Genomic DNA, 24,052 nt, shown 5'->3' with positions numbered 1-24,052 from the left:
GGAGTTTTTATGGCTAAAACCGCTTCAACCATGCTACCGCTGGGTACTCAGGCTCCACAATTTTCTTTATTGGATGTAATCAGTGGTGAAAAAGTCAGCTTAAACAATTCAAATAAGAGCAAGGCCACGGTGGTTATGTTTATTTGTAATCATTGCCCCTATGTAAAACATGTTAGCAAAGAACTTGCTCGCTTAGCTAATGACTATATGCCCGAAGGAGTTAATTTTTTCGCCATTAATTCTAATGATGTTGAAAGTTATCCTGATGATTCCCCAGAGAACATGAAAAAAATTGCTGTTCAAGAGGGCTATCCCTTCCCTTATCTCTTTGACGAAACTCAAGAGGTTGCGAAAGCCTATCAAGCAGCATGTACCCCCGATTTTTATGTCTTTGACTCAAATCTGGTATTAGCCTATCGTGGGCAATTAGATGACTCTCGCCCGGGCAATCACATTGAAGTAACAGGTAGTTCGATCCGTCAAGCCTTAGATTGTCTACTCGCCAATCAATCATTGAATTTCGAACAAAAACCGAGTTTAGGCTGTAATATTAAATGGAAAGATTAACTCACTACACCGGGGCAAGCAGGCACTTATGAGGGATAGGTGGGCCGAAAGACCCAACCTACTTCTCTCAGCAATTACTTAGCTGGTACCACTTGAACTTGTAAGTTTGCTATCACATCGCTATGCAAGTGGATTTCAACTGTGAAATCACCTACAGAGTGAATAGGCCCGTTGGGCATAACAATTTCACGTTTGCTCACCTCAATGGATTTTGCGAGCAATGCATCTTTGATTTCACTAGCACTCACTGAACCGTAAAGCTTGCCTTCATCACTAGCCATTGCTGAGATGATAACGGTAGTATCGTTTAACTTAGCTGCACGTTGCTCTGCTGCTGCGAAAGCCTGCTTAGCCTTTTTCTCAAGTTCCGCGCGCCGCGCTTCAAAAAGCTTAGTATTTTCTTCAGTAGCAAACACTGCTTTATTTTGTGGAATTAGAAAATTGCGGCCGTAACCGGCTTTCACTTCGACTTTATCACCTAAATCACCTAATCTTCTGATTTTCTCTAATAAAATAACTTCCATCTTATTACCCCTTATTCTATTGACCACCTGCATTAGAAGACAGGTGTAACCTAAAATTAAACAAACTATCTAAAGCACCCAAAATGACATATACAGGTAACATGACAAATGGTAGCAAAATTAATGGAGCCAATAGCAAAGCTAAAGCACCCACACCCTTATCTTTGACCAAAACATTAAAGCTTAGGCTTAGGCCCGCAAATACATAATAAACAGCAAGCACTGGTAAACAGCTTAAAGCCAAAGGATTATGCTGATAAGCGCCAACGATAGCAATAACCAGCAAAATGACCCCAAAGCCACTCGCACGAAAGGCTATCATTTCGCGCTTAAATCCCCCAGGATAAAATAACCTGGATTGCACTGAGCGGGCTAACAATAAGGAGACGATAGCTGACAAGAGCACGCTTACAGCCTGAACTCCTACTAAATAATTAGTAATAACCACTTTATTAACGGCTTCATTATTGCTTAATAAGCTTGTCACTGCGCCGTCAGAACTTTCTCGTTCTAACTCTTTAATTACCGCCTGGACATAAAGATATTGGTTGCTGATAAATTCAGGAGCTAACCAATGGATTAACGCGATAATCAACAAGGCTTGTAAGACAATAAAAAAACCGGCTATTTTTATGCTTGTCGTGGCATGCAAAATCGCTGCAGTCAGATAACAAGGCAAAAAAGCCAATAAAGCCGTAATAACCGCAGCAGATAAGGGCATAGATGCTAATGACAGGATAAGTAGTGTTATTGTAGCCACCACGAAGCCTTTAAAACCATCGAGCCAACCCTTACGCAACGTTATCAATGCCACAGCTGCTGCCGATAACCAAGCTGCAAAAGGTATTAAAGCTAAAACCGCAATGTACACCAAAGCAATTTGGTCGTTTTCTATTAGAAGACGACCCTGTTTACCTAAAAATTCGCCTAAGCGAGCCATTATTATCGATGGCTATCACAGTAAGGTAATAAACCCAAGAATCGAGCATGCTTAATGGCTTTTGCCAATTGACGCTGAAAACGGGTTTGAGTACCAGTAATACGACTGGGTACGATTTTTCCTGTTTCAGTAATATAGTTTTTTAATAAATTTAAATCTTTATAATCAATCTCGCCAGAACTATCAGAACTAAAACGAGATAGTTTTTTGCGTCGAAAATACGTTCCTGACATAGTTATTCCCCCTTAGGCTGCTCGCTCATCTTTTTCTTTTTTCATCAACGCGGATGGGCCTGTAATCGCATGCTTTTGATTAATAATCAAATGCCTTAAAATTGCATCGTTAAATTTGAATGCATTTTTCAATTCTTCAAGGGCACTTTGATTACATTCGATATTCATTAAGATATAGTGCGCTTTGTGCACGTCTTTAATTGAATAAGCCAGTTGCCTGCGTCCCCAATCCTCTTTACGATGAATCAGACCGTCATGCTTTGTGATGATACCTTCATAGCGTTCGACCATCGCTGGTACTTGCTCGCTCTGATCAGGGTGAACTAGAAACACAACTTCGTAATGTCTCATCATTTCTCCTTATGGATAAAAGCCTTCCTCGTAAAAAACGAAGTAAGGCAAGGGTTTAAAAAACGCACAATAGTAACTGATTTTCTTTTATCTAGCAAATGTTCATGGTTGCAGATGCGATTTGTAGGTTGGGCCTTGGCGCCAAAGGGGTTGAATTTCAGTAGCAGAACTCAAATCTGTTTGCTCAAAATTTATCTTGAATTTTGTGGTAAAGCGATGTGGGCCAAGGTCAAATTATATCCATAGGAAGCCGGCTGCATTGTTTCCCTGATAAATTTCTTTTATTATCAAGTAATAAAAAATAACCATCCGTCTTATGAATCGATAATGTTCTTCGTAAAAACATTGCTTTTAGAATGCCCATAAGATATAACGTACTAAAAAAAAAAGAGGTTTTTAAATGAATATTGTGACCATCCCATTTGAAGTACCATTGACAGTTTGCATTAAAGGGGAACTTGTTCAGATAGTTGCGTTTAAAACCTTAGAGCATGGTAATGTGAAATTTGGTGTTCAAGCCCCAAGATCAATCGAAGTTCACCGTGAAGAAATCTACCATGCAATCAGACAGAAACAGCAAAGCAGTGAAATGGACTAATTACCTTAACGATGCCTTTTCATGCTAGATATTTTAATTTAACCATAGCAGTTATCATTGGTATCTTGTCCACTGCAGCATTAGCTATCAACTGTTTTGCTTATCACTTCCCGGGTAATAATTACTTTCCCCATGAGATGCCAATGATGGGTATCATTTTAACGCTGGCATTGATGGGGACTTATTTACTGTTTGGTGCAAAAAGCTCTTTTTTTAAAATCGCTCGCGAACTTGTCTACTTCTTTTTAGTCATATCAGTGATTACAATTGCCACTATCGCTGCTCAATTTACTCCCTTTGATCCCATTGATAAAAAATTAATTGCGACCGATCAAACGTTATTTATTCATTTGCAAGCCCTCATGAAGTGGGTAGCCAATATCGCTTGGTTTAGAACTCTACTGGCATTGGGTTATAATAGCTTGCCTTTTCAAATGATCTATCTACCCATTATTATTATTTTTGCATGCAAATTTAACTACATCCGTGAATATTATTCGATGCTCCTTCTCACTACATTGTTTGGTTTTACTTTTTATTATTTTTTTCCTACCATGGGCCCAGCAAGTTTTATTAGCAGTCCTTATTTTATGACAGAACAATATGCAACCGGAGTAAAATTCACTGAGCTGCATCATTATATCCCTCCCTCTACCCTGGATGGAGGAATGATTGCCATGCCTTCTTTTCATGTCATTTGGGCTTGGCTTTGTCTTGCTCTCGTGCGCTGCTGGCCTATTCTTTTCGCTCTTCTTGTCCCGATTAATGTCTTATTGATTGCTTCTTGTGTTTTATTAGGCTGGCATTATTTTGTTGACTTGATTGGCAGCACAGTCCTTCTGCTATTGGCTTATGCTATTTATTTTTCGTTTGTAAAAAAATATCAATCTAACTAATTTTTTGAGGAATGCCTGTGGGATAATTCTCTTCTCCTTGCACCACCTTAGCATTAATTTTTGTTACCTCCATTTTTGTCAACTGTTGCTCAATGAGTTGGTGCAAATTACTGTTTTTTTGCTCGATCAGTGGCGGATGAACTTGCATATAAATTGCTCCTTTATGGCGACCCAATTTAATGGGTTCATTCAGGACACGCACTGGCGTGCCCACTGTTACAAGATCAAACAAATATTCGATATCCTCGGGCATCATTCGGATACACCCTGCACTAACACGCGAACCCACGCCATCACGGCGATTAGTTCCGTGAATGAGGTAAGTAGGCCAGCCTAGTCTTAAGATGTGCCTGCCAAGTGGATTTCCTTCCCCCGGAGGAAAAGTATCAGGAATAGGAATCCCATTTTTTGCTGCTTCCGCACGAACATTGGCAGTGGGTCTCCAAACGGGATCTCTTTCCTTGGCTATTACTTTGGTCATTCCCACTGGTGTAGTCCAACCCTCTCGACCAATTCCAACGGGCATTGTAATCACAACATTATCATTGGGAGGATAATAATAAAGACGGTATTCGGCTAAATTAATGACTAAACCCTCACGCGGCCCTGGCGGCAAAATAAAATGGGATGGAATAATCAAACGAACTTCTGGTGAAAGTGGTCTTACTGGGTCGACTCTAGGATTTGCCCTCATCATTTCGTAATAACCAATATCATAACGTATCGCAACATCACTTAAAGTTTCTCCTATTTCGGGACGAGTAGATTGAATCTCACCCACTAAATCACCTTTTTCCGGTAAAACCAGCGAAATAGACCATGAGGAAGAGAAAATAATCATCAAGAAACAGAACAGTAACCTTTGCAATAATTGTTCATTTGTTTCTGAAAAATGCCTTGTTCTCATTAGGAAAAACTTAGTTTGCAACATTCAGGATGCTCTAATTCTTGTGAGTTAACGTCTATTCAAACTAAACGATCAGAGGCATCACGTCAAAAACACCGAGATGATCTGACGTGATTTCTAAACGCGCTTATAAACTAACATTAGCCTTAAAACGTTCGCCATACTGAGCTTCTAATTTAGCAAAAAGCTCATTGAGTTTATCATGACCGAAATGCTTGGCATAATTCATCGGGCCACCTCGGAAAGGCGCGAAGCCCGTGGCAAAAATCATACCTCCATCTAGCAAATCGCTATCGGCTACCACGCCTTCACGTAAGCATGAAGCGGCTTCATTAACCATACGAAGAATTAAGCGATTGGCAATGTCCTTATTGGGTTTAGTGCTTCTGATTTTTTGTTTAATGGGTTTACCATTCTTATATCGATAAAAACCTTGCCCTGACTTGCGCCCTAATTTCCCTTCTTTAACCATTTCCCGCAACCGAACTGGGACTGTTCCCCCAAAATGCGAAGTGAGGTTTTCAGCAACAGCCAAGCAAACATCCATACCTACCGTGTCTGCCAACTCGACAGGTCCCATTATCATGCCAAACGATTTGGCTGCTTCATCGATTTCTTCACCACTATAACCTTCTTCAAGTAATTGCACGCATTCCATGAGGTAAGGCATCAGTACACGATTGATTAAAAATCCTGGACTCGATTTAACGGGCAATGGTAAACGACCAATTTGATTGACGAAAGCACAAGCCTGTTGAACCATTGTTTTTGCTGTTTTTGTTCCGCTTACTACTTCCACTAATTCCATCTTAGCAACGGGATTGAAAAAATGAATTCCTACTAAACGCGTAGGATCTTTCATGACTTCACTGATTTCATCAAGGGGTATGCTTGAAGTGTTTGTGGCGATAATAGCCTCTTTTTTCGCCTTTGCTTCAATGCCTTGCATGATTGCACGCTTTACTTCAAGATCTTCAAATACAGCTTCAATGATCACGTCAGCGCGAGCAACACCATGCCCCTCGGGGTCAGGGATCAATCTATCCATGGCTGCTTGGATTAGTCGGGGTTGGCGAAGTTTCTTTTTAAAGAGGGCATGAGCACGTCCAATAGCCGGTGCTATTTGAGCGTAGCTTTTATCTTGTAGTGTGACTTTAATTCGACGCAAAGCACACCAAGCCGCAATATCCCCCCCCATTACACCTGCACCGATCACATGAACATGTTCTGCTTTAAAATCGCTGTCTTTCGCAAACCCTTTCATTCGCTCGCGGAGCAGGAAAGCACGAATAAGGTTAGCGGCAGTATCTCCTTGGCTTACCAACTGCTCAACAGAATCGACTTCTTTAAGGTAAGCACGCTCAACCTCCCCTCCTTCGTTTTCCCATAAATCGATTACTGCATAAGGAGCGGGATAATGTTTTTTTATGACTCGTTTAGCAACATTGTAGCGAAGAATTGGCGATAAGATGGATCGTACCCACGAATAATTAGTGAGCGCTTGCAACAATCTGGGTTTATGCTTTCGTGGCTTATTTTTTATAAAATAGGTTGCAGCACGTTTTAATTGCCTGAGCGGAACCACATCGTCAACTATGCCCAACTGCTTTGCTTTTACTGCAGCAATCGGAGCACCAGCCAAAATGACTTTAGCAAGTGCATCAAATCCTCCAATTAATCGAGGCAACCGCACAGTACCACCCCAACCCGGGTGTATACCCAGCATGATTTCCGGTAAGCCCAAACGGGTATTTTGATCATCTGTCGCCACACGGTAATCACAAGCGAGAGCAAGCTCTAATCCCCCACCCATGCAAAAACCGTGAATCATGGCAACCGTGGGTATAGCCAAAGCTTCTAAACGAGCAAAAACAGCTTGTCCTTTTCTTAAAAAATCGACAGCTTCTGCTGGAGTTTTAAATTGAGAAAAAGCCCGGACATCAGCTCCAGCAATAAATCCTTTATCTTTTGCAGAATAAATAACTAATCCCTTGGCATCAGGAATTTGCGATACTTCTTGTAAAATACCATTTAATTCGTCTAGAACTTCATCATTAATGACATTAACAGAGACATCCTTTCGATCAATCCCTAACCAGACAATGTGATCGGCGTCTAGCTGCATTTCCCAATGTTTGTAGTTGCTCATTGTTCTTTCACCTCTGTCACTCGTTCCAAGTACATTGCTCCACCTTGTCCTCCACCAATACAGATAGCAGCCATACCTCGAGTTCCGTTATGTTGTTTAAGTGATTGCAAAACATGTAAAACAATGCGAGCACCACTTGCTCCAATCGGATGGCCTGCAGCAATTGCACCCCCATCTTTATTAAGCTGTGAAAGCGAAGGGGCTCCCATTGCTTGTTTTAATCCTAATTGTGTACGGCAGTAATCGGCATCATCCCAGGCAGCTAAGCAACCCAGTACCTGAGCTGCAAATGCTTCGTTAATTTCCCAGCAATCCATATCCGCTGGTTTTAAATGATGGCGCAGCAAAATGGGTGTTGCAGCATGAACAGGGCCTAACCCCATTTGTGCAGGATCAAGAGCAGCCCACTGTGAATCAACAATGCGGCCAATAACCGGTAATCGGTATTTTTTAATGGCTTCAGCACTGGCTAACAGCAATAAACAAGCTCCATCCGTAATTTGTGAACTATTACCCGCAGTAACCATGCCGTATTTTTTATCGAAAAATGGCTTTAGCTTTCCTAGTTTTTCTACGGTACTATCTGGTCGAATGCCATCATCCTGCTGATAAATATGCCCTTTGCTGTCGATTATAGGGACAACTTCATCCATTTTTCCTTCAGCATAAGCCTTAGCCAAACGGTGATGACTTTCACTCGCAAACTCATCCATTTGTTCACGAGTAATATTAAATCGATAGGCTACTTTCTCTGCAGTTTGCCCCATATTCATACCCACAATGGGATCCGTTAAACCGCGCAATAAAGCAATAACAGGAGCAAGGTAGGAAGGTCTAAATTGGGTGACAAGACCAAAACGCTGACTGGCCGTTTTTGCATTAAACCATCGCGCTAACCATGCTGCCATTTTTTCATTAAACAATAGAGGTGCACGGCTCATTGCATCAGTGCCCCCGGCCAAGACCAAATCGCTTCGACCGCTGGCAATTTGCAACGCGGCATTATCAAGCGCTTGCATGCCTGAAGCACAATTTCTCATGACAGTAAAAGCCGGAACTTTTTCGCCACAGCCTAGGCGTAAAGCGACCACTCTGGCAATGTTTGCTTCATCAGGGCCTGGCATAGCAGAACCAATAATGACTTCATCGATTTGCGTAGGGGAGATTGGCTGACGATTTAATAGCAACATGCCTGCCGCCACAGCCAAATCGGATCCGGTAAAAGGGCCGACTCCTTTCGCTTTGAGGAAAGGGGTTCGACTACCATCCACTACGTACACCTCTCTGCCGCTTAAGTTCGACTTCTGCTTCATTACTCCTCCTGGTACCCGTCAAGATCATTGACTATCGGCAATATCTCATTAAAAGATAACAGTAAACCTAAGTTTTGGAAATTATTTCAAGAAATCATTTTGATTAAATCAATTTTCATTAGATTCGGAAAGCACTATTACGGATTTACGTGGAAAGAACAGCAATGAGTAGCAAAATGGATTGCCGGAAATTCTTTTACTTCAAAAGTGTTGCGAGTTGTCTTTTAAATCGGTAACGTCTATCTATGAGCGAATTAACGTTAAAGGAATAACTATGAAACATCTAGTAGCATTTTTACTCATTAATTGCTTTAGTCTACCGCTGGCACTAGCGGATACGAGCGCCCCTCCACTATTAGGTAAAACCATTTCCCAAGCCAGGCAACAAGAAATTAGTCCAGAGGATGCCCTCAATAAGCTAATTGCTGGGAATAAACGATTCGTTGCTAATCAAGGGATTCAACGTGATTATTTAGCTCAAGCAAAGCAATCCTCTTACGGTCAATTCCCTTTCGCAATTATATTAAATTGCATGGACTCAAGAAGTGTACCCGAAATGATTTTTGATCAAGGAATAGCAGATATTTTCACGTTGAGAGTTGCTGGCAATGTACTCAATGACGATATCCTAGGCTCGATGGAGTTTGGCGCAGAAGCAGCCGGAGCAAAGTTAATTGTGGTCATGGGTCACACTTCTTGCGGCGCTGTTGCGGGGGCCTGCAAGCACGTTCAGTTAGGAAATCTTGACCATGTTTTAAACAAAATTCAACCTGTAATACCTGGTATAGAAAAATCAATGCCTGGAAAAACGTGTACTGATATGGAATTAGTGGATGCGATCGCAAAAGCAAACGCATCGGCAGTTGCCCAGCAAATCCCTCAGCGCAGTCCCATTATAAAATCGCTAATGGACCAGGGAAAACTTACCATCGTTGTAGCGATGCATAACATCAAAACTGGACAAGTTGATTTTTTTAAAACATAAAGCTCCTGAGCAAAGCATGTCATCCCGAGCAAAAGCGAGGGACCTCCCGACTCTTGGCAGTAATCCTCTAAGGAGATCCTTCGCTTCGCTCAGGACGACAACCTAGATATTTATTTAAAAACTCTGTCGATTATCGTTAATGTTTCCAGCAACAGTTTCTTTATTTAAACAGCAGTAAGCCAATGCATTAACCTTAACTCAGACAATTTAACAACACACTGTCTTTTAAAAAAGCGTTAACTCAGATAAAGATTGAATCTAAAATAATAAAGTTGACGCCGTATAAATACCTGCTATACTTCGCCTCCATCATGGAGAGATGGCCGAGAGGCCGAAGGCGCTCCCCTGCTAAGGGAGTATGGGACAAAATCCCATCGAGGGTTCGAATCCCTCTCTCTCCGCCAAAACACGCGCCCGTAGCTCAGTTGGATAGAGTATCTGGCTACGAACCAGGGGGTCGGAGGTTCGAATCCTTCCGGGCGCGCCATTTTAATCAGGTCTATTCCGCAAACATAGGTTACAAATTATATTGACTCTTCCCCAAATTCTGGGGAAGTTCACTCATCCACATAGCCCTCTAACTCTCAAAAATTTCTGAAACGTAAGCTCTTCTCTGAATCAACTTGATCTTTCGATGGAAACCTTCAGTAACTCCATTGTTCTTAGTGAAACGAAGCATTCTAACGATTTGGAGTTTCTACTCCAATTTAGGAAAATAAGGTGATCAATGTTAGCTTTGAGTGATAATTGACGATGCTCAAGATAGTTCCAGCATGCTCGTCTTAAAAGAAAATACTCATCTACATTCAACTCGCTAATATTCCCGTCTGTTCGTTATCTTTCATAGAAATCAATTGAATACTGCCGTAGGTTTTATCCTGCAATTCAACATAGTGCAAGGAGAAAATAATCGAAATGCACTTCAATAGCTATTTTAAAAGCATTGTCGCATTTGATTAGAGTATCGAATAAATATTGTGGCATAGTATTTAGAAGATAATAATTTCTTTATATTATAATCGGTTGAATCATATCCACCCCCTTCGTATCACGAGCTGTTATTTACATAATCGAGCAATTAGTTGTCAGCTTCACTTTAGCACCCAGAAAATTGATCAATATACAATCTCAATGTATAATTTAAATCCAAGTAAATGGAAGATACTATAACATGCCTTCTCTTAGTGAAATTATTGGTGGTACTGATATAACCTCCCACTATTTAGATATCAATCAACAGGAATTTAAAATTATTCGTTATGAAAACATTGTATATGCTATTCGCTATGCTCAAACTTCGAGTCAATGGCAAGCGCAAGATTTCGTTCGTATGTGGGTTAGCCAGCGAAAAAAAGTAAAAACTGCTTCGCAATTGTCAGATAATAATACATCAAATTTGTTAGGTGATGGTACTGAGGGTGAAGTTTATAAAAAGACTGAAGATAAAGCCTATAAAATCATTTTTTCTAAACAATATCAAAAAGTTGATTACCAAGAATTTAATGTTCACATTATGAAACAAAAATTTTTTCTAAAAGATAACAACATCGATACTCAATACTTTGTCTTAGGGCTATGGAATATTAAAAATATTGATAATGATTGGCCTCGTTTTTATATGCCTAAAATAAAGGAGAAAAACCCGAGAGAATTACCGTCTGATAAACGGTTCATGTTCTTAAACGAATTCATTCTAACTTTAAGAAAACTAAATCAATTTGGCTATGCTCATCCTGATCTTGCAACATATGTTGGTCAGGAGAGTTTTTGCAATATGCTTTTTACTGAAGACGGTGTAAGACTTATTGATATAGATAAAGGCTTTGCTAAGAAAGATTATTTTAGCTTTTTTAAAATTAAAGGCTCGGAAGACGGTCATATTAATGTAAATGACCAGTGGCTATATGTGTATAATACACATCCAAGTAACAAAAATCGTAAACCATACAACACTTGGACAAGTTCAGTCTCGAATTGGTATGCTCATAATCCAAACCAATCCCTATCGAACAATCCAGAGGCTTTATTAGATATGTACCAAAATGGCACTATTTCGTTACCAGAGACAATAGTTAACGAATTAATTGATCACACTCAAGAAAGCACAGCTGATCTTGTGACGCAAACAGACATCAGGATTGTCTAATTATTCCTCAACCTTTACCTGGACAAGAAAACAGATTGGAATGATGTGCATCGAGCAGAAGGACTTGTAAGAACGCAGCACGAGCTCGGCTTTAGACTTAACAATCAGCTTATTGACGAAATGGCTAAGCAGTTAAAAATAGCACAAGAAAAGGTGTTAAGGTGTTAGAGAATTATTCTAAGCATTTTAATACACTGCAGCACCAATGCCAGGAAAAAATGACTGCTTTAAAGCAGAGAAACGATGCGCTAAAATCGATTGCTAATGCTCCAAAACACTTGGAAAAAGAAAGGCTGCTTGAATGTAATCAAAGGGAGCTTGACTTGGAACTTTAGAATCAGGGTAATAATCTACACATCCATTTTACTAATGAATAGGTTGAGAAAATTTATTTTGAAAAAGAAAGCTATCATTTGAACTAGGCTTAACAGTTATATTAAACTGCGATGATTTACAGTTTATTTTTACAAGGATGTCGTTTTGTTACGAGAACTCACTGTTAATTTTAGATTTACAGAACAAGAAAAGGAAAGCATAACCCAGCAATTTTTGTTGTTATCGATAAACCCTTATAAATTCTATCCTGCTTTTAAACAGCAAGTCCGTTGGATGGTTTCCCATGTGCCGGAGCTATGTCGGTTTATCGCGTTTATGGATGAGCAACGCAGCCTATCCACTTACGAATCCCCTTTTGTTTTTATTGAAAATTGTCCTATCGATCCCACCCTTCCTGAATTTGATAATACCGATCCGGTACAAGATAAACATCTTAAGAAGAAAACATTCGTTGCGGAAAGCTTTTTACAAATGTACAGTGATTTGGCAGCCCAGCATCCAATTGCCTATTTAAATGTCAATGACGGGGATGTCTTTCAAGACATTTTCCCCAAAGACTCTTTAAAATACAGCCAATCGCAAAAAGCGTCAGGTTCGATCTATTTTCATAAAGATTTTCCTAATCATTTTGTTCGTCCTGATTTTGTGAATATTTTATCGTTAAGAAGTCATGAAGATAATAAAATATATACCACTTTTTCTTCAAACAAAGCCATTTTAGAGAATCTATCTACTGCTATTAAAGAAAAACTTCGCTGTTGTGAATATCATACGCCTTATGATGACATTACAATGAACTCCACCCGAGTAAAATTAGAAGAAGCGGCTAATCATCCCATCTTGTCAGGAAATAATCATTTGCGTCTTTTTGAAAAAAGAACCCTTGGTCTAAATCCTGAAGCACAAGCGGCTTTAGATGAATTAATTGCAGTTACTCACCAGGTTAAAAAACGGGTTTTGATGAAACCAGGGGATTTTGTGAGTATCTCTAATAACCTATCCTTACATGGTAAAGAGGTTGTTAAAGTGGCTAATGAAGCAGAGCAGCTTAAACGCTGGAGCTTAAAAACAGTGAATGTGCACAGCTGCGCACCCCATATGAAACATTTTATTATAGGAACCGATTATTTGGTAAACGGCTAATGGCACAAGAAACTCAATTGACCCGCTGGCATTTTTTTATGCCGCTTATTTTTATTACGTTGTACGGCTCAGGTTTCGTGGGGGCTAAATTAGGTCTTCCTTATTCAGAACCACTTACTTTTTTAACATGGCGTTTTGCTTGCACGACTGTTTTGCTTTTCTTTATTGCCCTTTTATTACGGGTACCTTGGCCACGTAGCTTAGAGGAAGTGGCTCATATCATGGTTGCTGGACTATTGATGCTCGGTGTATTCTCCACTGGCGTATTTGTTGCCATTTATCTTGGTATTTCTCCTGCTATTTCTGCTTTGATTATTGCCCTACAACCCATTTTAGTTGCTTTGGGAGCAGCGTTCATTTTAAAAGAACGAATACAATTACAGCAGTCGATTGGGTTTTTATTAGGCTTTTTAGGCGTATTTCTCGTTATTAGCCACCAATTGACTTTGAACCATGCCAATGTAGTCGGCATAGCCATGAGCTTTTTAGGTCTGTTTGGGTTAGCTGCAGGAAATTTATATCAAAAGCGTTTTTGTGCTCATATGAACCTATTGAGTGGCGGCTTACTTCAGTCATTAGCTGCCGGTATCAGCACTTTGATAGGGGCAATCCTTTTTGAATCGATGCAAATCGATTGGACTAATCAATTTATTTTTGCGCTTGGCTGGATGTCTGTTGTGGTATCGATTGGTGCATTAAGTATACTGTATTTATTAATCCGACACGGTGCAATTCTTAAAGTGGCAAGTTTATTTTACTTAGTTCCTGTTTCGACTGCGGTGATTGCTTTTTTCGTTTATAAAGAAGCGATAGATGGGTTTGGACTAGTGGGAATTGTAGTCATTGCTTTTGGTATTATGTTAGTACAAAAATAAGAAGCCCTAATCACCCAAAAACAGGAAATATTATCATGATTCATTACCATTATAATCAACTCAAAGCAGCCAAGCTACTTAGTTTATTTTACCTATTGCATCATAATTTGCGTATTCCGGAACACTTGATCAGTCATTCCAGTTTAGATTTGATCGTTGATTCCGGAGCATATCGTTACCCATAAGTTCTTTTAGCTAAATTAATTGTGTTAATTGAATGATATAACTGTATTCTTCCTTGCCATATTGCTTTTGGTCCTGGTGGAGTTTTCTGATAAACAATAATCCATGCTGTTTTCCATTATATCTCTTCTAAAAGATAGCTACATGAAATTTTTTAAGATGATTTCCAAATCGACGTTAGAAACACTTTTTAAAGGGCTTAAAAATGAAGACAAAAGAATAATTGCTGAAAGTTATAAACTACATCCAAAAACTTTAGCCAATTGGCTATATTTTCTAACTTATGTAAGAAATATTTGCGCTCATCATAGCCGTCTTTGGAATAAAGATTTGGCCATTAAGCCAAAAATTGATGGGATTAATAAACTTTGGCTACCACCTATTACACCAAGAAATGATCGCTCATATATTATTTGCTAATCACCAAAAAATTATTAACCACAGCTGGTAATGGCGTAGATTGGGCAATGTCATCTGAGAAACTTATTTAGCCTACAGCTATTGAAGTAAAACTTCACCCCAAAGCCAAGGAATTTCTCTTTGAACATTTTGTCACTATGCGCAAAATATTCTCTGATGTACTCGGTCAAGTAGAAACAGACTATGTCTCTATTGCCCTCATCAATCAAGCAGGTCAAATCTTTTTCCTATCTTCAAAACCCTCAATAGAACATAATTTAATTGAAAAAAATCTCTGGTCTTTTGATGGTTGCTATCAACCAGGTTTTATTAACCAAGATCAACCAAAATTATGGAGTGTACTCCCTCATTTAGACTGTATAGAAACAATTAAAAAGTACAAACAGATAAAACCTGGATTCGTTACGGGGACTCCATCCCCACTAAAATATGATTCTTATAAAGCAATCTTTTCATTTGGATTAAAACGGATAAATCCCTATATCCAGAACAAAAGCTCAACCCATTGCCAAAAACTGTTAGCTATGGGCAAGTTTGCGTTAAGGCGAATTCAAGAGTATTTAACTTTCCCAGACAAACCACCCTGCATAACAACTAAGCCTAAACTGACATTAATCATCAATAATCAGGTGACCTATAAACACACTTCTGGATAAAAACGATCCTATTTTAAGGCAGACCGCTGATCCAATTACCCAATCAGAATTTGGTAGCGACTGGCTAAAAAAATTTATAAAAATCATGTTGGACATTATTGCTGACAAGGGTGCCGTAGGCGTAGCTGCTCCTCAAATTGGTATCAGCAAACGAGTTATTGTATTTGTAATACGTCTTATGCTTCATGATAACTTAGGTTTTGGGGATCAAGCTTATAAAAGACCTGATGACCAAATTGTTGAAATGGAACAAGATTTAAAAATAATGACGCCCGTCAAAAAAGCGAGAGGGCAAGAGAAAATCCAGAACAGCAAGCATTTTCTAAAGCTGTTTCACGCATGAGACAACCATTGAGGCTCTATTTAGTTGGGTTAACCGGATAACTGCTATTCAAAATACAGGGCTTGTGCGATCTTCTGCTGGATTCTTTTCTCATATCTTTGGCAAGTTTGCTGCTGCTTTGTTATTAAGAGTCTATCCTCTAGCCGACTTTTGATTCACATATCTCTACGAGATAACGATATCTCTTCCGCTTTTGCTCCAACGCTGCGCAACCATCACATCTTTCCACCACCGAAATAGACCTAGTACTAACTTGATGGTGCCCCGCCGCCATGTTGACTATTGTTTAGGCAGCATGATAAGATATTATCAATTTTTAAAATCATTTGTTGCAAAGAGCCGCGATCTGTCTTCTTCTCAAGGTTTACAGAGGAGCACTGATACTCATTCAAGTTAGGAAACAGGCGCGTCGCTGTCATAAAAGCATCAGGCTTTGTCAAAACAATTAACTTTCAAATGATACCTTGTTTTCTGAAGCTTAATTCATAGATTTAGCAACAGAGGATTAATTTTATGCATAAAGGAAAAATCAATAATAGCTCTTACGTCACTGGAAATAAAGAAAACGATTCGTCGGCAATGGCAGATATCACCAATAATGAAGTTGCAGCAGAGACCACAGGCATTAACCCCCCAACAAACAAACATAAGCTCACGGAAACAGAGAAGTCGTTAAGCGTGCAACCGCAATTATCCAATAATACTCTTACTGATTTTTTTTCGCCATTACCTCAAGAAATTTTAGTACGCATCTATTCCAATCTAGGCCTTAAAGACCTTTTAAGCGCCTGGCACACTGGTAGGAAAGCGCAGCAACGAGCGGTAGAGACTGTCTTATTTGACAATAATAGTATCGAGTTTTACCCAAGCCAAATCAAGATACTCACCCTACTCGCCAAAGCGCGCTCGATTTGCAATAGCGATAACAACTATTTGCATGCCTTAGCAAAACAATTTTCTGAGAAGATAAAAAACCCTCAACTAAGCTTATCCCAGCGATTACGAGGATTGAAACTGCTTGGCACTATTTGGCACGTTCCTCCTCCAGATATTACACCGATAGTCTCCAAACTTACTAATCAAGATCCCGAAGTTTGCCAAGCAGTATTCAAGTGTCTAACAGCTATGGCACCTGCTTTAGAGAAAGAAACACTAGCTACCCTTGTTGAACTTGTTAGAAATAAAATCAATGACCGATATCCGGAGCTTCGCCAAGCAGCACTAAGTTGTTTAGCTGCTATGGCACCTGCTTTAGAAAAAGAAACACTAGCAACGTTTGTTGAACCTGTTAGAAATAAAATCAATGACCAAGATTTCAACGTTCGCCAAGCAGTTCCAACTTGTTTAGCTGCTATGGCACCTGCTTTAGAGAAAAAAACGCTAGCAACTTTTGTTAACCTTGTTAAAAATAATCAGTATGACCAAGACCAATTTTTTTGCAAAGACGTATTAAATTGCTTAGCCGCGATAATACCAGCTTTAGAAAAAGAAACGATAACAACACTTGTAAGCCCTGTTATAAACAAACTCTATCACCGAAATCTAGATATTCATGAAGCAGTATTAGCTTGTTTAGCCGCTATGGCCCCCATTTTAGAGGAAAAAACGCGAGCAACGCTTGCTGAATTTTTTGCAGAAAAACTGAATGATCAAGATTGGTATATTGTCTATGGGGCATTAAGAGGTTTAGCCACTATAGCATCTGTTTTAGAGAAAAAAACCTTAATAACACTTTTTAGACCTGTTGCAAATTATCTCAATAGCCGCGGTTGCCAGGAGCGCAGAGCATCATTAAATTGCTTGAGAGCAATAGTACTCGCTTTAGGGATAAAAACACCGGCATCGCTCTTTGAAATTATTACCAATAAACTCAATGACACAGAGATGATAGTTCGCCAAGCAGCATCAACTTGCTTAACTACTATGGCACTGACTTTAGAGAAAGAAACGCTTACAACGTTTGTTGAATTTATTAAAAATAATCTCAATAGCCAACAGTGGACAAAGCGGGACACAGCATTAAAGGGCTTAGCGGCAATAGCCCCGGCTTTAGAGAAAGAAACGCTAATATCTCTTGTTGAGTCTGTTAAAAATACTCTGAATGACCAAAATCGAAGTTTTTGCGAATTAGAATTAAATTGCTTAGCCGCGATAATACCTGCTTTAGAAAAAGAAACGCTAGCAACACTTGTTGCTCCTGTTACCAACAAACTCAATGACCTAAGTTCACCTGTTTTTGAAGCAGCATTAAATTGCTTAGCCTCGATAGCATCTGTGTTAGGGACGAAAACGCTAGCAACACTTGTTGCTCCTGTTATCAACAAACTCAATGACGAAAAGCAGTATGAGAATGCTCGCCGAGCTGCATGTCATTTTCTTGTGTTTTTATTAGCTAATCCTGAGAACAATCTAATAATAGAAACCGATAGTGCCTCACTGAATACATGTGAGTCATTATTTATTCATATTGTTTGTCAGTGGATCAGTCAAATACATACAGTTTCAATTCAGGCAGAAATAGCAATGCAATCAGAAAAGGAGCTCCAAATGAATAGGTTTTGAGATTTTAGCCGTTTCCCGCTCTTTTATCTTTGTTTTTGAGAAACTTTAACTTCCTCGACAAAAGCTGCTCTATAGACACCATAACCCATTTGCCTGCTAACAGTCATTCCCCACCCTGCACCTGCAACCCCCAATGCAGGAAAACCTAATTTTCCAAAAATTAAAATATAACTAAAAAAAATTTCTAAAGGGATGGAGGCGAGGTTAAATATCATACTAACACGAGTGTGACCCAGACCAATTAAAAATTCAAATGACAGTATTAAAATAAATTTAGGTAATAATCCCCACACTAACGCATGCACATAGAGTGTGGCTAATGCTATCAATTCGGGTTTTTGACCAAGGAGAGAAAAGATAAAAGAGATATTCCAGAATAATAAAAAAGTGGGAATAATAAGTAAAAAAACAAGTATAAGACCATCTCTTAACACTAATGAAATACCCTAATGATCATTTTGACCAAATTTATGAGCAACGAGAATATTGATAGCATTAAATATCCCCAATAATAAATTAATTAAAATGAAAAAAAGCCAGCTTACTAATGCACCTGCAGCAAATGCTTGTTCATTTAAACGGGCGAGAAACACATTTACGAAAAAATTAACAGAGGATTGAACAACAGCTGGAATGATTAACGGAATGGCCAATTTCAATAAAGGATTGAAATCATTTTTTATGAGTGAATGATTTTAAAATTTTTATACTATTCATTGCAAGTGCGTCTATGTATAAAAAACAATGATGTTCTCTTCTCTCACAATATGGGCCTGCAATCTCCGCGGTTACAGTACATATCTTACCGCCTGCCGCATTATTTGTTTTATTAAACTCCTCCGAACCAACCGGGTGTTGATTTTCTATCCAGCCCTGCTGACAAAGACAAAATCGCGCAGGATATATAATCCATGACTGCTCTGATCCATCCAATGCTGTAAAGATTCCTTGTTCACCATGACCTCTCCACCGACTATTTTCTTGATCGTAATGTATTCTTTCCACTGCCACAGAACCACCATCGCTGCTTTCACGTAAAAGCCAGAGGACTTGCTTATCTTTCGGTTGACCATGTTCCCTAACCCATTCCACGATTCGTCCCCTAAGGATCTGTGTAGACTCCTTGGCACTCATCTTTTTATAAATAAAAATAAGGGCTAATTTTTTTGCCGGATTAACGTTGATTTTTTTTGACTGCATTAATCCATGAGAAAAATGACTCATTGTATTTGTTTCTACTATCGTATTATTAAATTTTTCTTTCATTCCTAGGCCTTTAGAAGTGGGATATTTGGAAAATTATAAGCTCAGTTTTTTAACCAATCTTTAGACCAATCGTTAAAAATGGAATCAGCGTTATCACTGATTGGACTAGCTAGACATGTGAACAAAAACTTGCTCGGCGCAGTGAATGCGAGAGATAGGTCGTCCTATGTTACATGGTATCCTTGCAAGCGATATAAGAGCTCGACTGAAAATTTCAGGAACTAAAGAGGATGTAAGCGGTGAAGAAAAGCAAATTTCCTGAGTGTGTGGATTCTATATTTCCTTTTCATACAAGGATCAAAATGACAATTACTTCTATATCTAAACCTAGATCTTCTCGGAAGACAGTGATATCAATATCTTTAGAAATTCTTGAAATTAATGAATAAGCTTTTGAAAGTGATGTTCCTCCTCAAGAAGCCCTTTATGCAGTTTTATCTTGAAAAAAACAAATCGCCTATTGAGAATGGCCAAGTTGTGTTTGGCGACTGTTATCATGTGATGCAGTGCTTAAACCACTGATTGTGGCCTGTGATCCCACCGGATAAGTTGCCTGGTGAAAAAAAGCAGCTAACTTGTTTGCTCTATTCACAGTAACTGGATTTAACTGATCAAGAACCGGTATCTGATCGGTTCCGGTCACCAGAAAATGTTTACTCCCCTCATTACAGCCAGTTCCGACTATTTTGTCTATTATCTCAGGATCTTGCTGCGTCTGTTTATGTATCATTCGATACATTTTATTTGCGGCAAAAAACTTTAAGCTAACATGCTTGTTTATTTTGGGGATGACTATTATAACAATGGTATTCAATCCTGCTTAATTCAGCTCTTTCAGCCTCGGTAAACGCTTTGGTAATTAAAAACTGACATTTCCAATAGGTTATGAGGATAAATTGTAGTTCTGTACTGGTTGTTTTTTTGCCTCTAGATAAGCCGTTATTAACTTACCTAATTCGCCTTGTTCCGCTGCTTCCTCTAATGGCTGAGTTTCATCCTCTAAAAATTTTGTCACAGCATGCAATTTTTCTTGAGCAGTAAAAGAACCAAATAGGCCAAATATTCCAAGGTAATTGATTCCTTGTTCTGTTCGAAGAGTATAAATTTCTTTGAAGCGAAGGAGTTCTCTCCTTAAATATTTAGACTCAGAAATGTCTTTTAACGCAGTTTCTTGTGTAATTTGTAGGATTCTTATTAAGTCATTATCAGACTTGACTACTTGTTGAATACGCTCCAAAGTAACAGGTCTCTCAAAGCTTTCCAATTTTTTTAAATCTGCCTTAGCCTGTTTATCTAAAACCTTTGCAAAATCTTCGTAATGTTGACCGTTTATTTCTGATTTGGGTGATCTTGAGAATACGTTATATTCTCCACACAAGTATTCTAAATAGCGAAAGATTCTCATGAAGACACTTAGTGAATATGGCTCTAAGCGGGTTGAAGAATTCCAGCTCCATACTTCTTCGTAATAGTCTGCATCACTATTTAAGGCAAATTCAGAAAAATGCCAAAAAGTAGCTCTAGGACCGTATTTTATGTTGGTTCCAGGGAAGTTATCATCTTCTCCTAAAGCACATAAAACAACTTGAGGGCATTTTTTGGGTAGTACTTTCTTTTTTATTAAAAATTCAATCACAGTGTCCATATCTTTTTGGCCTGCATAATAAACGGGAGGCTGAATAAGCATTAATCGTTCTGTTTTTTCGTTATAAAAATATAGCCACGGATTAACTTTCTCCTCGCTACTAACCTTTAATCCAGAATTTTCTAATAAATAAGTAAAAGACTTTAATTTAGGAAAAAGTGTTGGGGATGAATTAGATGTAGGCCGCAACATCTTAAACAAGTCATATGCGGTGTATTCAAGCATAATTATTTAAAACCAAAAAAATGTATAATATTTTACCATAAAAACTCTTTTTTTCAATTTCCTCTTTAACCTATTGTGTATATTTCAGGGAAATTGAAATTACTACCGCCCTATTGCCTAAGTTAGCAAGCATAGCTGACCTACTCATTTTCTGAAAAGAACACGAATAAGCTAAATCTAAACAATAGATTATTTTTTAAAACAAATAGATATAACCTAAGCAGAAATAAACTGATTGTGTAGATTCGATATTTCTCTTTTCTACAAGAGATCAATAGTTTGAATACCATAAACTTCCCCCCGAGTAATTTTTCAATCCAACGCCGGGGCAGTAAATTCATCTAAAGGAATTATTGTTTTTTTCACATCAGAAAAAGCATTTTTCTGCTCAATAAATCTCGCCAATTTTTTGATAATACAATTAGGCTCATTCTGCTCCATTTGATTAAATAGGAATTAAAGATTCAAATTTTATTAATTCGACAATATAATGCGCACAATCAATGAAAATGAGGGTTAATATATGCACCAACAACGTCAATATCAACACCAGAGGGCTTCAGTAGCCAATCTCAAGATTAACAGCCTTAACGACATTCCAAAAGCTGAAAAAATATTATTGTCAGGCATTTCTGGCGGTTTTCTATTGATGTGTCTAGCCTCTCCAGGATTAGGTTTCACATGCATTGCAGGGACATTGGCTAGCTATTTAATAAAATTTAAACCTGAACAAGATGCTAAAGTAAGGGACTATATTTCTATTTTAAATCGCAATCCAAGTGCTTTCTTTTTTGAGGGTCCAGCTAAAGAGCAAATTCAAAAGCTAGCTGAAGAAATGGGAGCTGGACCAAATGGTGCTAGTCAAAATTATGTTCTGCATAATGCTTGTTGTTTAAGTTTAGAATAAGATTAATATAACCAAAGGAGTCAAGCTTTTTTTGCTTCCTAATTTCAATAGTAAAAAGCAAGGCTTGACCCTGATTGCATGCATTAATTTTTTAATTTCCTTGGCCATATTACGTTTTACGCAAGAACAATTTGAACGCGCAGCGAACTGGATTTCACAATATGTTTCTGTCATAAAACCCTCTAATTTAGGCCCTGTTCGCCTTATTTAATGAAGAGGATACTATTAATGCCTTTAAAAAAGCTTTTATCGAATACTTCCAGAACGAGCAAGCAAATCACAAGCTGACGAAATAGGCGTTAGTGTTGATTATGGAAATGCTACCCCGGGACTTCAACCTGTTTTAAACGCTTCAAATGTTACTATCAGTGGTTTTCTTTCGCTTTCACTTTTAAGTAATGGCCAGGTTCTATATAGGATAGGTAAATATGGAAAAGCCCAAGAGGTTCCATCCATTACTCATCTAGATTTTAAATCATAGATATAGAATCTAATAATAAGATTGGGTTTAAATTTTCCCATGGTCTACTTATGGCCAGGTTTTCATTTATTGCCCGTCAAATGCGTATAAGCACGAAAACTTCACATTTTTGCGTTGACTTAGTTTTCTACATTTTTATTTTAATGATTTAAACCTGAAAAACTTACACATTAGGTTTTAATAGGGATGCGACATACTCACCTACTCAATCGCAAGGCTAGTATTAGTAAGGGAAACTCGCATCATTATCGGATTCACTATCATCGAGCAACGCCTGTCCCAGCACATGATAGGCCTCTCTCAATCTACGGCTTACTAAATCGCCTTGCTGCAACATGCGGCTTTCTCCGGCAGGATGCCCAACAGGGTTTGCGTGTTGATTTTGTGGTGGAAAGAGCGTGTGCGCAAAATAGCTCAGTGAACTAGACTGCGTAACTTCTTTTGTCAATCGCGTTTGCCGAGTTTTCGTCAGGTTCTCAGTGGTTTGGGTGGTGCAAAATTCTTTTAACTCAGCAAGATGATCATAGTATGCACTCTTCTGCCCAATGGTTTGCAGGTAAATGTGGTTAACAGCTCCATTAAACGGCGCAACTTCTTGTGTCAATTGTGTTTCCCAAACTTCCGGTAGGCCATCAATGTTTTGGGGGGCGCTAAGGCCCTCTAATTCAGCAAGAATTTGGTTATAGGAGTCTGTTAATGCCCTATGGGGTCCTGAGGTTTGCAAGCACGCGCGTTTAACACCCCTCTCTTCTTCCGGTTGTTGCGATGCAGGTTGCCGCCGTTTTAATTGCTTTTTGTTGAACACTTCTGTCTTGATGCCATTGATGACAACAAAATGTTTGCTGTAACGCCCTTTACCTTCCTTACTGTGGGTGGCAAGAATGGCCGCATCAGTGATTTCTTTACCCTGATAAAATAAACGGTGAAGGGATCGCTGTTGAGCTGTTATAACCTCAGTTTTAACCCATCAATGAGCACAAAATGTTTGATGCTTCCCCCTTTGCCTTCCTTGCTGTGAGTGGCAAGGATTGCCGTATCAGTGATTTCCTTTCCCTGATGAAATAAACGATTTCTAGAGAGTTGCTCTGCAGTGGTAACCTCAGTTTTAACGCCATTGATGACTATAAAATGTTTGGTGCTGCACCCCTTTCCTTCCTTGCTGTGGGTAGCAAGAATGGCCCAATCAGTGACTTCCTTGCCCTGATGGAATAGGCGGTTTTTAGTGCGTTGTCCTGCAGTCATCACCTCCGTTTTAACGCCATTAATGAGCACAAAATGTTTGGTGCTGCTCGCCTTGCCTTCTATGTTATGGGTGGCAAGAATGGCTGCGTTGGTTATTTCTTCTCCATTATGAAAGAGGCGTAAGGGAACTTTTCTATTGACAGGCATGGTTAGCAACCT

General features: G+C 38.9%; 25 protein-coding genes, 2 tRNA genes and 3 pseudogenes. 15 read left to right on the top strand and 15 right to left on the bottom strand.

From position 1 onward, the window contains the following. The first annotated feature begins 9 nt into the window (after positions 1–9). On the top strand, positions 10–567 hold the full coding sequence (locus B5D33_RS04025) for a thioredoxin family protein (RefSeq protein WP_058451423.1): 558 nt from the start codon (positions 10–12) through the stop codon (positions 565–567). Between the two features lie 74 nt (positions 568–641). Here B5D33_RS04025 and rplI read toward each other — a convergent pair whose 3' ends face one another. The 4 genes from rplI to rpsF are packed head-to-tail and all read right to left on the bottom strand — an operon-like array spanning position 642 to position 2,615. Beyond that, the gene (gene rplI, locus B5D33_RS04020; RefSeq protein WP_058451424.1) at positions 642–1,091 is read right to left on the bottom strand and encodes a 50S ribosomal protein L9; all 450 of its coding nucleotides are present in this window, start codon (positions 1,089–1,091) and stop codon (positions 642–644) included. Between the two features lie 16 nt (positions 1,092–1,107). Continuing rightward, the gene (locus tag B5D33_RS04015; protein ID WP_058451425.1) at positions 1,108–2,031 is read right to left on the bottom strand and encodes a DUF2232 domain-containing protein; all 924 of its coding nucleotides are present in this window, start codon (positions 2,029–2,031) and stop codon (positions 1,108–1,110) included. 2 nt (positions 2,032–2,033) lie between these two features. Then, entirely contained in the window at positions 2,034–2,264 is a 231-nt protein-coding gene (gene rpsR / locus B5D33_RS04010) for a 30S ribosomal protein S18 (RefSeq protein WP_058451426.1), read from the bottom strand. Between the two features lie 12 nt (positions 2,265–2,276). Continuing rightward, complete coding sequence (gene rpsF, locus B5D33_RS04005; RefSeq protein ID WP_058451427.1) at positions 2,277–2,615, bottom strand: 30S ribosomal protein S6; 339 nt, start codon at positions 2,613–2,615, stop codon at positions 2,277–2,279. 400 nt (positions 2,616–3,015) lie between these two features. Here rpsF and B5D33_RS03995 point away from each other — a divergent pair, with 400 nt between their 5' ends. After that, the gene (locus tag B5D33_RS03995) at positions 3,016–3,213 is read left to right on the top strand and encodes a carbon storage regulator (protein ID WP_058451429.1); all 198 of its coding nucleotides are present in this window, start codon (positions 3,016–3,018) and stop codon (positions 3,211–3,213) included. An 11-nt stretch (positions 3,214–3,224) separates the two neighbouring features. Further along, entirely contained in the window at positions 3,225–4,109 is an 885-nt protein-coding gene (locus B5D33_RS03990) for a phosphatase PAP2 family protein (protein WP_058451430.1), read from the top strand. On the opposite strand, the gene B5D33_RS03985 is transcribed toward B5D33_RS03990, so the two are convergent. From B5D33_RS03985 to B5D33_RS03975, 3 genes are all read right to left on the bottom strand, one after another. Next, positions 4,102–5,016, bottom strand: a complete 915-nt coding sequence (locus tag B5D33_RS03985; protein WP_058451480.1) for a L,D-transpeptidase family protein — start codon at positions 5,014–5,016, stop codon at positions 4,102–4,104. The two genes, B5D33_RS03990 and B5D33_RS03985, sit on opposite strands and share 8 nt — an antisense overlap. Positions 5,017–5,143: 127 nt before the next feature. Next, complete coding sequence (locus B5D33_RS03980) at positions 5,144–7,165, bottom strand: 3-hydroxyacyl-CoA dehydrogenase NAD-binding domain-containing protein (protein WP_058451431.1); 2,022 nt, start codon at positions 7,163–7,165, stop codon at positions 5,144–5,146. Further along, complete coding sequence (locus tag B5D33_RS03975; RefSeq protein ID WP_058451432.1) at positions 7,162–8,478, bottom strand: acetyl-CoA C-acetyltransferase; 1,317 nt, start codon at positions 8,476–8,478, stop codon at positions 7,162–7,164. The genes B5D33_RS03980 and B5D33_RS03975 overlap by 4 nt, the downstream gene beginning before the upstream one ends. A 268-nt stretch (positions 8,479–8,746) precedes the next feature. On the opposite strand from B5D33_RS03975, the gene B5D33_RS03970 reads away from it, so the two are divergent. The 3 genes from B5D33_RS03970 (at position 8,747) to B5D33_RS03960 (ending at position 9,950) form a co-directional block, all read left to right on the top strand. Continuing rightward, entirely contained in the window at positions 8,747–9,463 is a 717-nt protein-coding gene (locus tag B5D33_RS03970) for a carbonic anhydrase family protein (RefSeq protein ID WP_411550292.1), read from the top strand. 313 nt (positions 9,464–9,776) lie between these two features. Beyond that, positions 9,777–9,867, top strand: a tRNA-Ser gene (locus B5D33_RS03965). Positions 9,868–9,873: 6 nt separating this feature from the next. Further along, positions 9,874–9,950 (top strand) — tRNA-Arg (locus tag B5D33_RS03960). 74 nt (positions 9,951–10,024) lie between these two features. Here B5D33_RS03960 and B5D33_RS16275 read toward each other — a convergent pair. After that, positions 10,025–10,154, bottom strand: a pseudogene (locus B5D33_RS16275) (transposase); the annotation flags it as partial. 480 nt (positions 10,155–10,634) lie between these two features. On the opposite strand from B5D33_RS16275, the gene B5D33_RS03955 reads away from it, so the two are divergent. From B5D33_RS03955 to B5D33_RS03925, 8 genes are all read left to right on the top strand, one after another. Continuing rightward, positions 10,635–11,609, top strand: coding sequence for a hypothetical protein (locus tag B5D33_RS03955; protein ID WP_058451434.1), 975 nt, complete (start codon positions 10,635–10,637; stop codon positions 11,607–11,609). Between the two features lie 480 nt (positions 11,610–12,089). Next, positions 12,090–13,088 carry a TauD/TfdA family dioxygenase gene (locus B5D33_RS03950; RefSeq protein ID WP_058451435.1) on the top strand — a complete coding sequence of 333 codons (999 nt, stop codon included), beginning with the start codon at positions 12,090–12,092 and terminating at the stop codon, positions 13,086–13,088. Further along, complete coding sequence (locus B5D33_RS03945) at positions 13,088–13,963, top strand: DMT family transporter (RefSeq protein ID WP_058451436.1); 876 nt, start codon at positions 13,088–13,090, stop codon at positions 13,961–13,963. The genes B5D33_RS03950 and B5D33_RS03945 overlap by 1 nt, the downstream gene beginning before the upstream one ends. Before the next feature lie 35 nt (positions 13,964–13,998). Next, positions 13,999–14,148: a hypothetical protein gene (locus tag B5D33_RS16545; RefSeq protein ID WP_156414998.1), complete on the top strand. Its 150-nt coding sequence runs from the start codon at positions 13,999–14,001 to the stop codon at positions 14,146–14,148. A 142-nt stretch (positions 14,149–14,290) separates the two neighbouring features. Next, positions 14,291–14,566: an Abi family protein gene (locus B5D33_RS03940; protein ID WP_162263012.1), complete on the top strand. Its 276-nt coding sequence runs from the start codon at positions 14,291–14,293 to the stop codon at positions 14,564–14,566. A 137-nt stretch (positions 14,567–14,703) separates the two neighbouring features. Further along, positions 14,704–15,222 carry a flagellar biosynthesis protein FlgJ gene (locus B5D33_RS03935; RefSeq protein ID WP_234802451.1) on the top strand — a complete coding sequence of 173 codons (519 nt, stop codon included), beginning with the start codon at positions 14,704–14,706 and terminating at the stop codon, positions 15,220–15,222. Further along, positions 15,203–15,565, top strand: a complete 363-nt coding sequence (locus tag B5D33_RS03930) for a peptide deformylase (protein ID WP_078767330.1) — start codon at positions 15,203–15,205, stop codon at positions 15,563–15,565. Before B5D33_RS03935 ends, B5D33_RS03930 begins: the two co-directional genes overlap by 20 nt. A 513-nt stretch (positions 15,566–16,078) precedes the next feature. After that, positions 16,079–18,127: a HEAT repeat domain-containing protein gene (locus tag B5D33_RS03925; protein WP_058451438.1), complete on the top strand. Its 2,049-nt coding sequence runs from the start codon at positions 16,079–16,081 to the stop codon at positions 18,125–18,127. 23 nt (positions 18,128–18,150) lie between these two features. Here the strand turns inward: B5D33_RS03925 and B5D33_RS03920 are convergent. From B5D33_RS03920 to B5D33_RS03900, 5 genes and pseudogenes are all read right to left on the bottom strand, one after another. Beyond that, positions 18,151–18,780, bottom strand: a pseudogene (locus B5D33_RS03920) (MATE family efflux transporter). 19 nt (positions 18,781–18,799) lie between these two features. Then, entirely contained in the window at positions 18,800–19,393 is a 594-nt protein-coding gene (locus B5D33_RS03910; RefSeq protein WP_058451441.1) for a hypothetical protein, read from the bottom strand. Positions 19,394–19,679: 286 nt separating this feature from the next. After that, positions 19,680–19,793 (bottom strand): annotated as a pseudogene (locus tag B5D33_RS17035) (hypothetical protein); the annotation flags it as partial. A 57-nt stretch (positions 19,794–19,850) separates the two neighbouring features. Continuing rightward, positions 19,851–20,123 (bottom strand): hypothetical protein, encoded by a 273-nt coding sequence (locus B5D33_RS03905; protein ID WP_133140980.1) that lies wholly within the window; start codon positions 20,121–20,123, stop codon positions 19,851–19,853. 153 nt (positions 20,124–20,276) lie between these two features. Further along, the gene (locus B5D33_RS03900) at positions 20,277–21,263 is read right to left on the bottom strand and encodes a hypothetical protein (RefSeq protein ID WP_133140979.1); all 987 of its coding nucleotides are present in this window, start codon (positions 21,261–21,263) and stop codon (positions 20,277–20,279) included. Between the two features lie 523 nt (positions 21,264–21,786). On the opposite strand from B5D33_RS03900, the gene B5D33_RS03895 reads away from it, so the two are divergent. Further along, positions 21,787–22,170 (top strand): hypothetical protein, encoded by a 384-nt coding sequence (locus B5D33_RS03895; RefSeq protein WP_058451444.1) that lies wholly within the window; start codon positions 21,787–21,789, stop codon positions 22,168–22,170. Between the two features lie 704 nt (positions 22,171–22,874). On the opposite strand, the gene B5D33_RS03885 is transcribed toward B5D33_RS03895, so the two are convergent. Together B5D33_RS03885 and B5D33_RS03880 are read right to left on the bottom strand one after the other, a co-directional pair. After that, positions 22,875–23,456 carry a hypothetical protein gene (locus B5D33_RS03885; protein WP_058451446.1) on the bottom strand — a complete coding sequence of 194 codons (582 nt, stop codon included), beginning with the start codon at positions 23,454–23,456 and terminating at the stop codon, positions 22,875–22,877. A gap of 140 nt (positions 23,457–23,596) precedes the next feature. After that, the gene (locus tag B5D33_RS03880) at positions 23,597–24,040 is read right to left on the bottom strand and encodes a hypothetical protein (protein WP_058451447.1); all 444 of its coding nucleotides are present in this window, start codon (positions 24,038–24,040) and stop codon (positions 23,597–23,599) included. Between the last annotated feature and the right edge of the window lie 12 nt (positions 24,041–24,052).

The sequence above is a fragment of the Legionella maceachernii genome (assembly GCF_900167045.1).
Taxonomy (GTDB): domain Bacteria; phylum Pseudomonadota; class Gammaproteobacteria; order Legionellales; family Legionellaceae; genus Tatlockia; species Tatlockia maceachernii.
This window is presented reverse-complemented; position numbering and strand designations above follow the sequence as displayed.

Bases quoted from the DNA above. Each gene is read 5' to 3' on its own strand.
- B5D33_RS04015 (WP_058451425.1), bottom strand. From the start codon at position 2,031: ATGGCTCGCTTAGGCGAATTTTTAGGTAAACAGGGTCGTCTTCTAATA.
- B5D33_RS03900 (WP_133140979.1), bottom strand. From the start codon at position 21,263: ATGCTTGAATACACCGCATATGACTTGTTTAAGATGTTGCGGCCTACA.
- B5D33_RS03985 (WP_058451480.1), bottom strand. From the start codon at position 5,016: ATGAGAACAAGGCATTTTTCAGAAACAAATGAACAATTATTGCAAAGG.
- B5D33_RS03980 (WP_058451431.1), bottom strand. From the start codon at position 7,165: ATGAGCAACTACAAACATTGGGAAATGCAGCTAGACGCCGATCACATT.
- rplI (WP_058451424.1), bottom strand. From the start codon at position 1,091: ATGGAAGTTATTTTATTAGAGAAAATCAGAAGATTAGGTGATTTAGGT.
- B5D33_RS03935 (WP_234802451.1), top strand. From the start codon at position 14,704: ATGCGCAAAATATTCTCTGATGTACTCGGTCAAGTAGAAACAGACTAT.
- B5D33_RS03975 (WP_058451432.1), bottom strand. From the start codon at position 8,478: ATGAAGCAGAAGTCGAACTTAAGCGGCAGAGAGGTGTACGTAGTGGAT.
- B5D33_RS16545 (WP_156414998.1), top strand. From the start codon at position 13,999: ATGATTCATTACCATTATAATCAACTCAAAGCAGCCAAGCTACTTAGT.
- B5D33_RS03895 (WP_058451444.1), top strand. From the start codon at position 21,787: ATGCACCAACAACGTCAATATCAACACCAGAGGGCTTCAGTAGCCAAT.
- rpsF (WP_058451427.1), bottom strand. From the start codon at position 2,615: ATGAGACATTACGAAGTTGTGTTTCTAGTTCACCCTGATCAGAGCGAG.
- B5D33_RS03945 (WP_058451436.1), top strand. From the start codon at position 13,088: ATGGCACAAGAAACTCAATTGACCCGCTGGCATTTTTTTATGCCGCTT.
- B5D33_RS03925 (WP_058451438.1), top strand. From the start codon at position 16,079: ATGCATAAAGGAAAAATCAATAATAGCTCTTACGTCACTGGAAATAAA.
- rpsR (WP_058451426.1), bottom strand. From the start codon at position 2,264: ATGTCAGGAACGTATTTTCGACGCAAAAAACTATCTCGTTTTAGTTCT.
- B5D33_RS03995 (WP_058451429.1), top strand. From the start codon at position 3,016: ATGAATATTGTGACCATCCCATTTGAAGTACCATTGACAGTTTGCATT.
- B5D33_RS03940 (WP_162263012.1), top strand. From the start codon at position 14,291: ATGAAATTTTTTAAGATGATTTCCAAATCGACGTTAGAAACACTTTTT.
- B5D33_RS04025 (WP_058451423.1), top strand. From the start codon at position 10: ATGGCTAAAACCGCTTCAACCATGCTACCGCTGGGTACTCAGGCTCCA.
- B5D33_RS03905 (WP_133140980.1), bottom strand. From the start codon at position 20,123: ATGATACATAAACAGACGCAGCAAGATCCTGAGATAATAGACAAAATA.
- B5D33_RS03880 (WP_058451447.1), bottom strand. From the start codon at position 24,040: ATGCCTGTCAATAGAAAAGTTCCCTTACGCCTCTTTCATAATGGAGAA.
- B5D33_RS03990 (WP_058451430.1), top strand. From the start codon at position 3,225: ATGCCTTTTCATGCTAGATATTTTAATTTAACCATAGCAGTTATCATT.
- B5D33_RS03955 (WP_058451434.1), top strand. From the start codon at position 10,635: ATGCCTTCTCTTAGTGAAATTATTGGTGGTACTGATATAACCTCCCAC.
- B5D33_RS03910 (WP_058451441.1), bottom strand. From the start codon at position 19,393: ATGAAAGAAAAATTTAATAATACGATAGTAGAAACAAATACAATGAGT.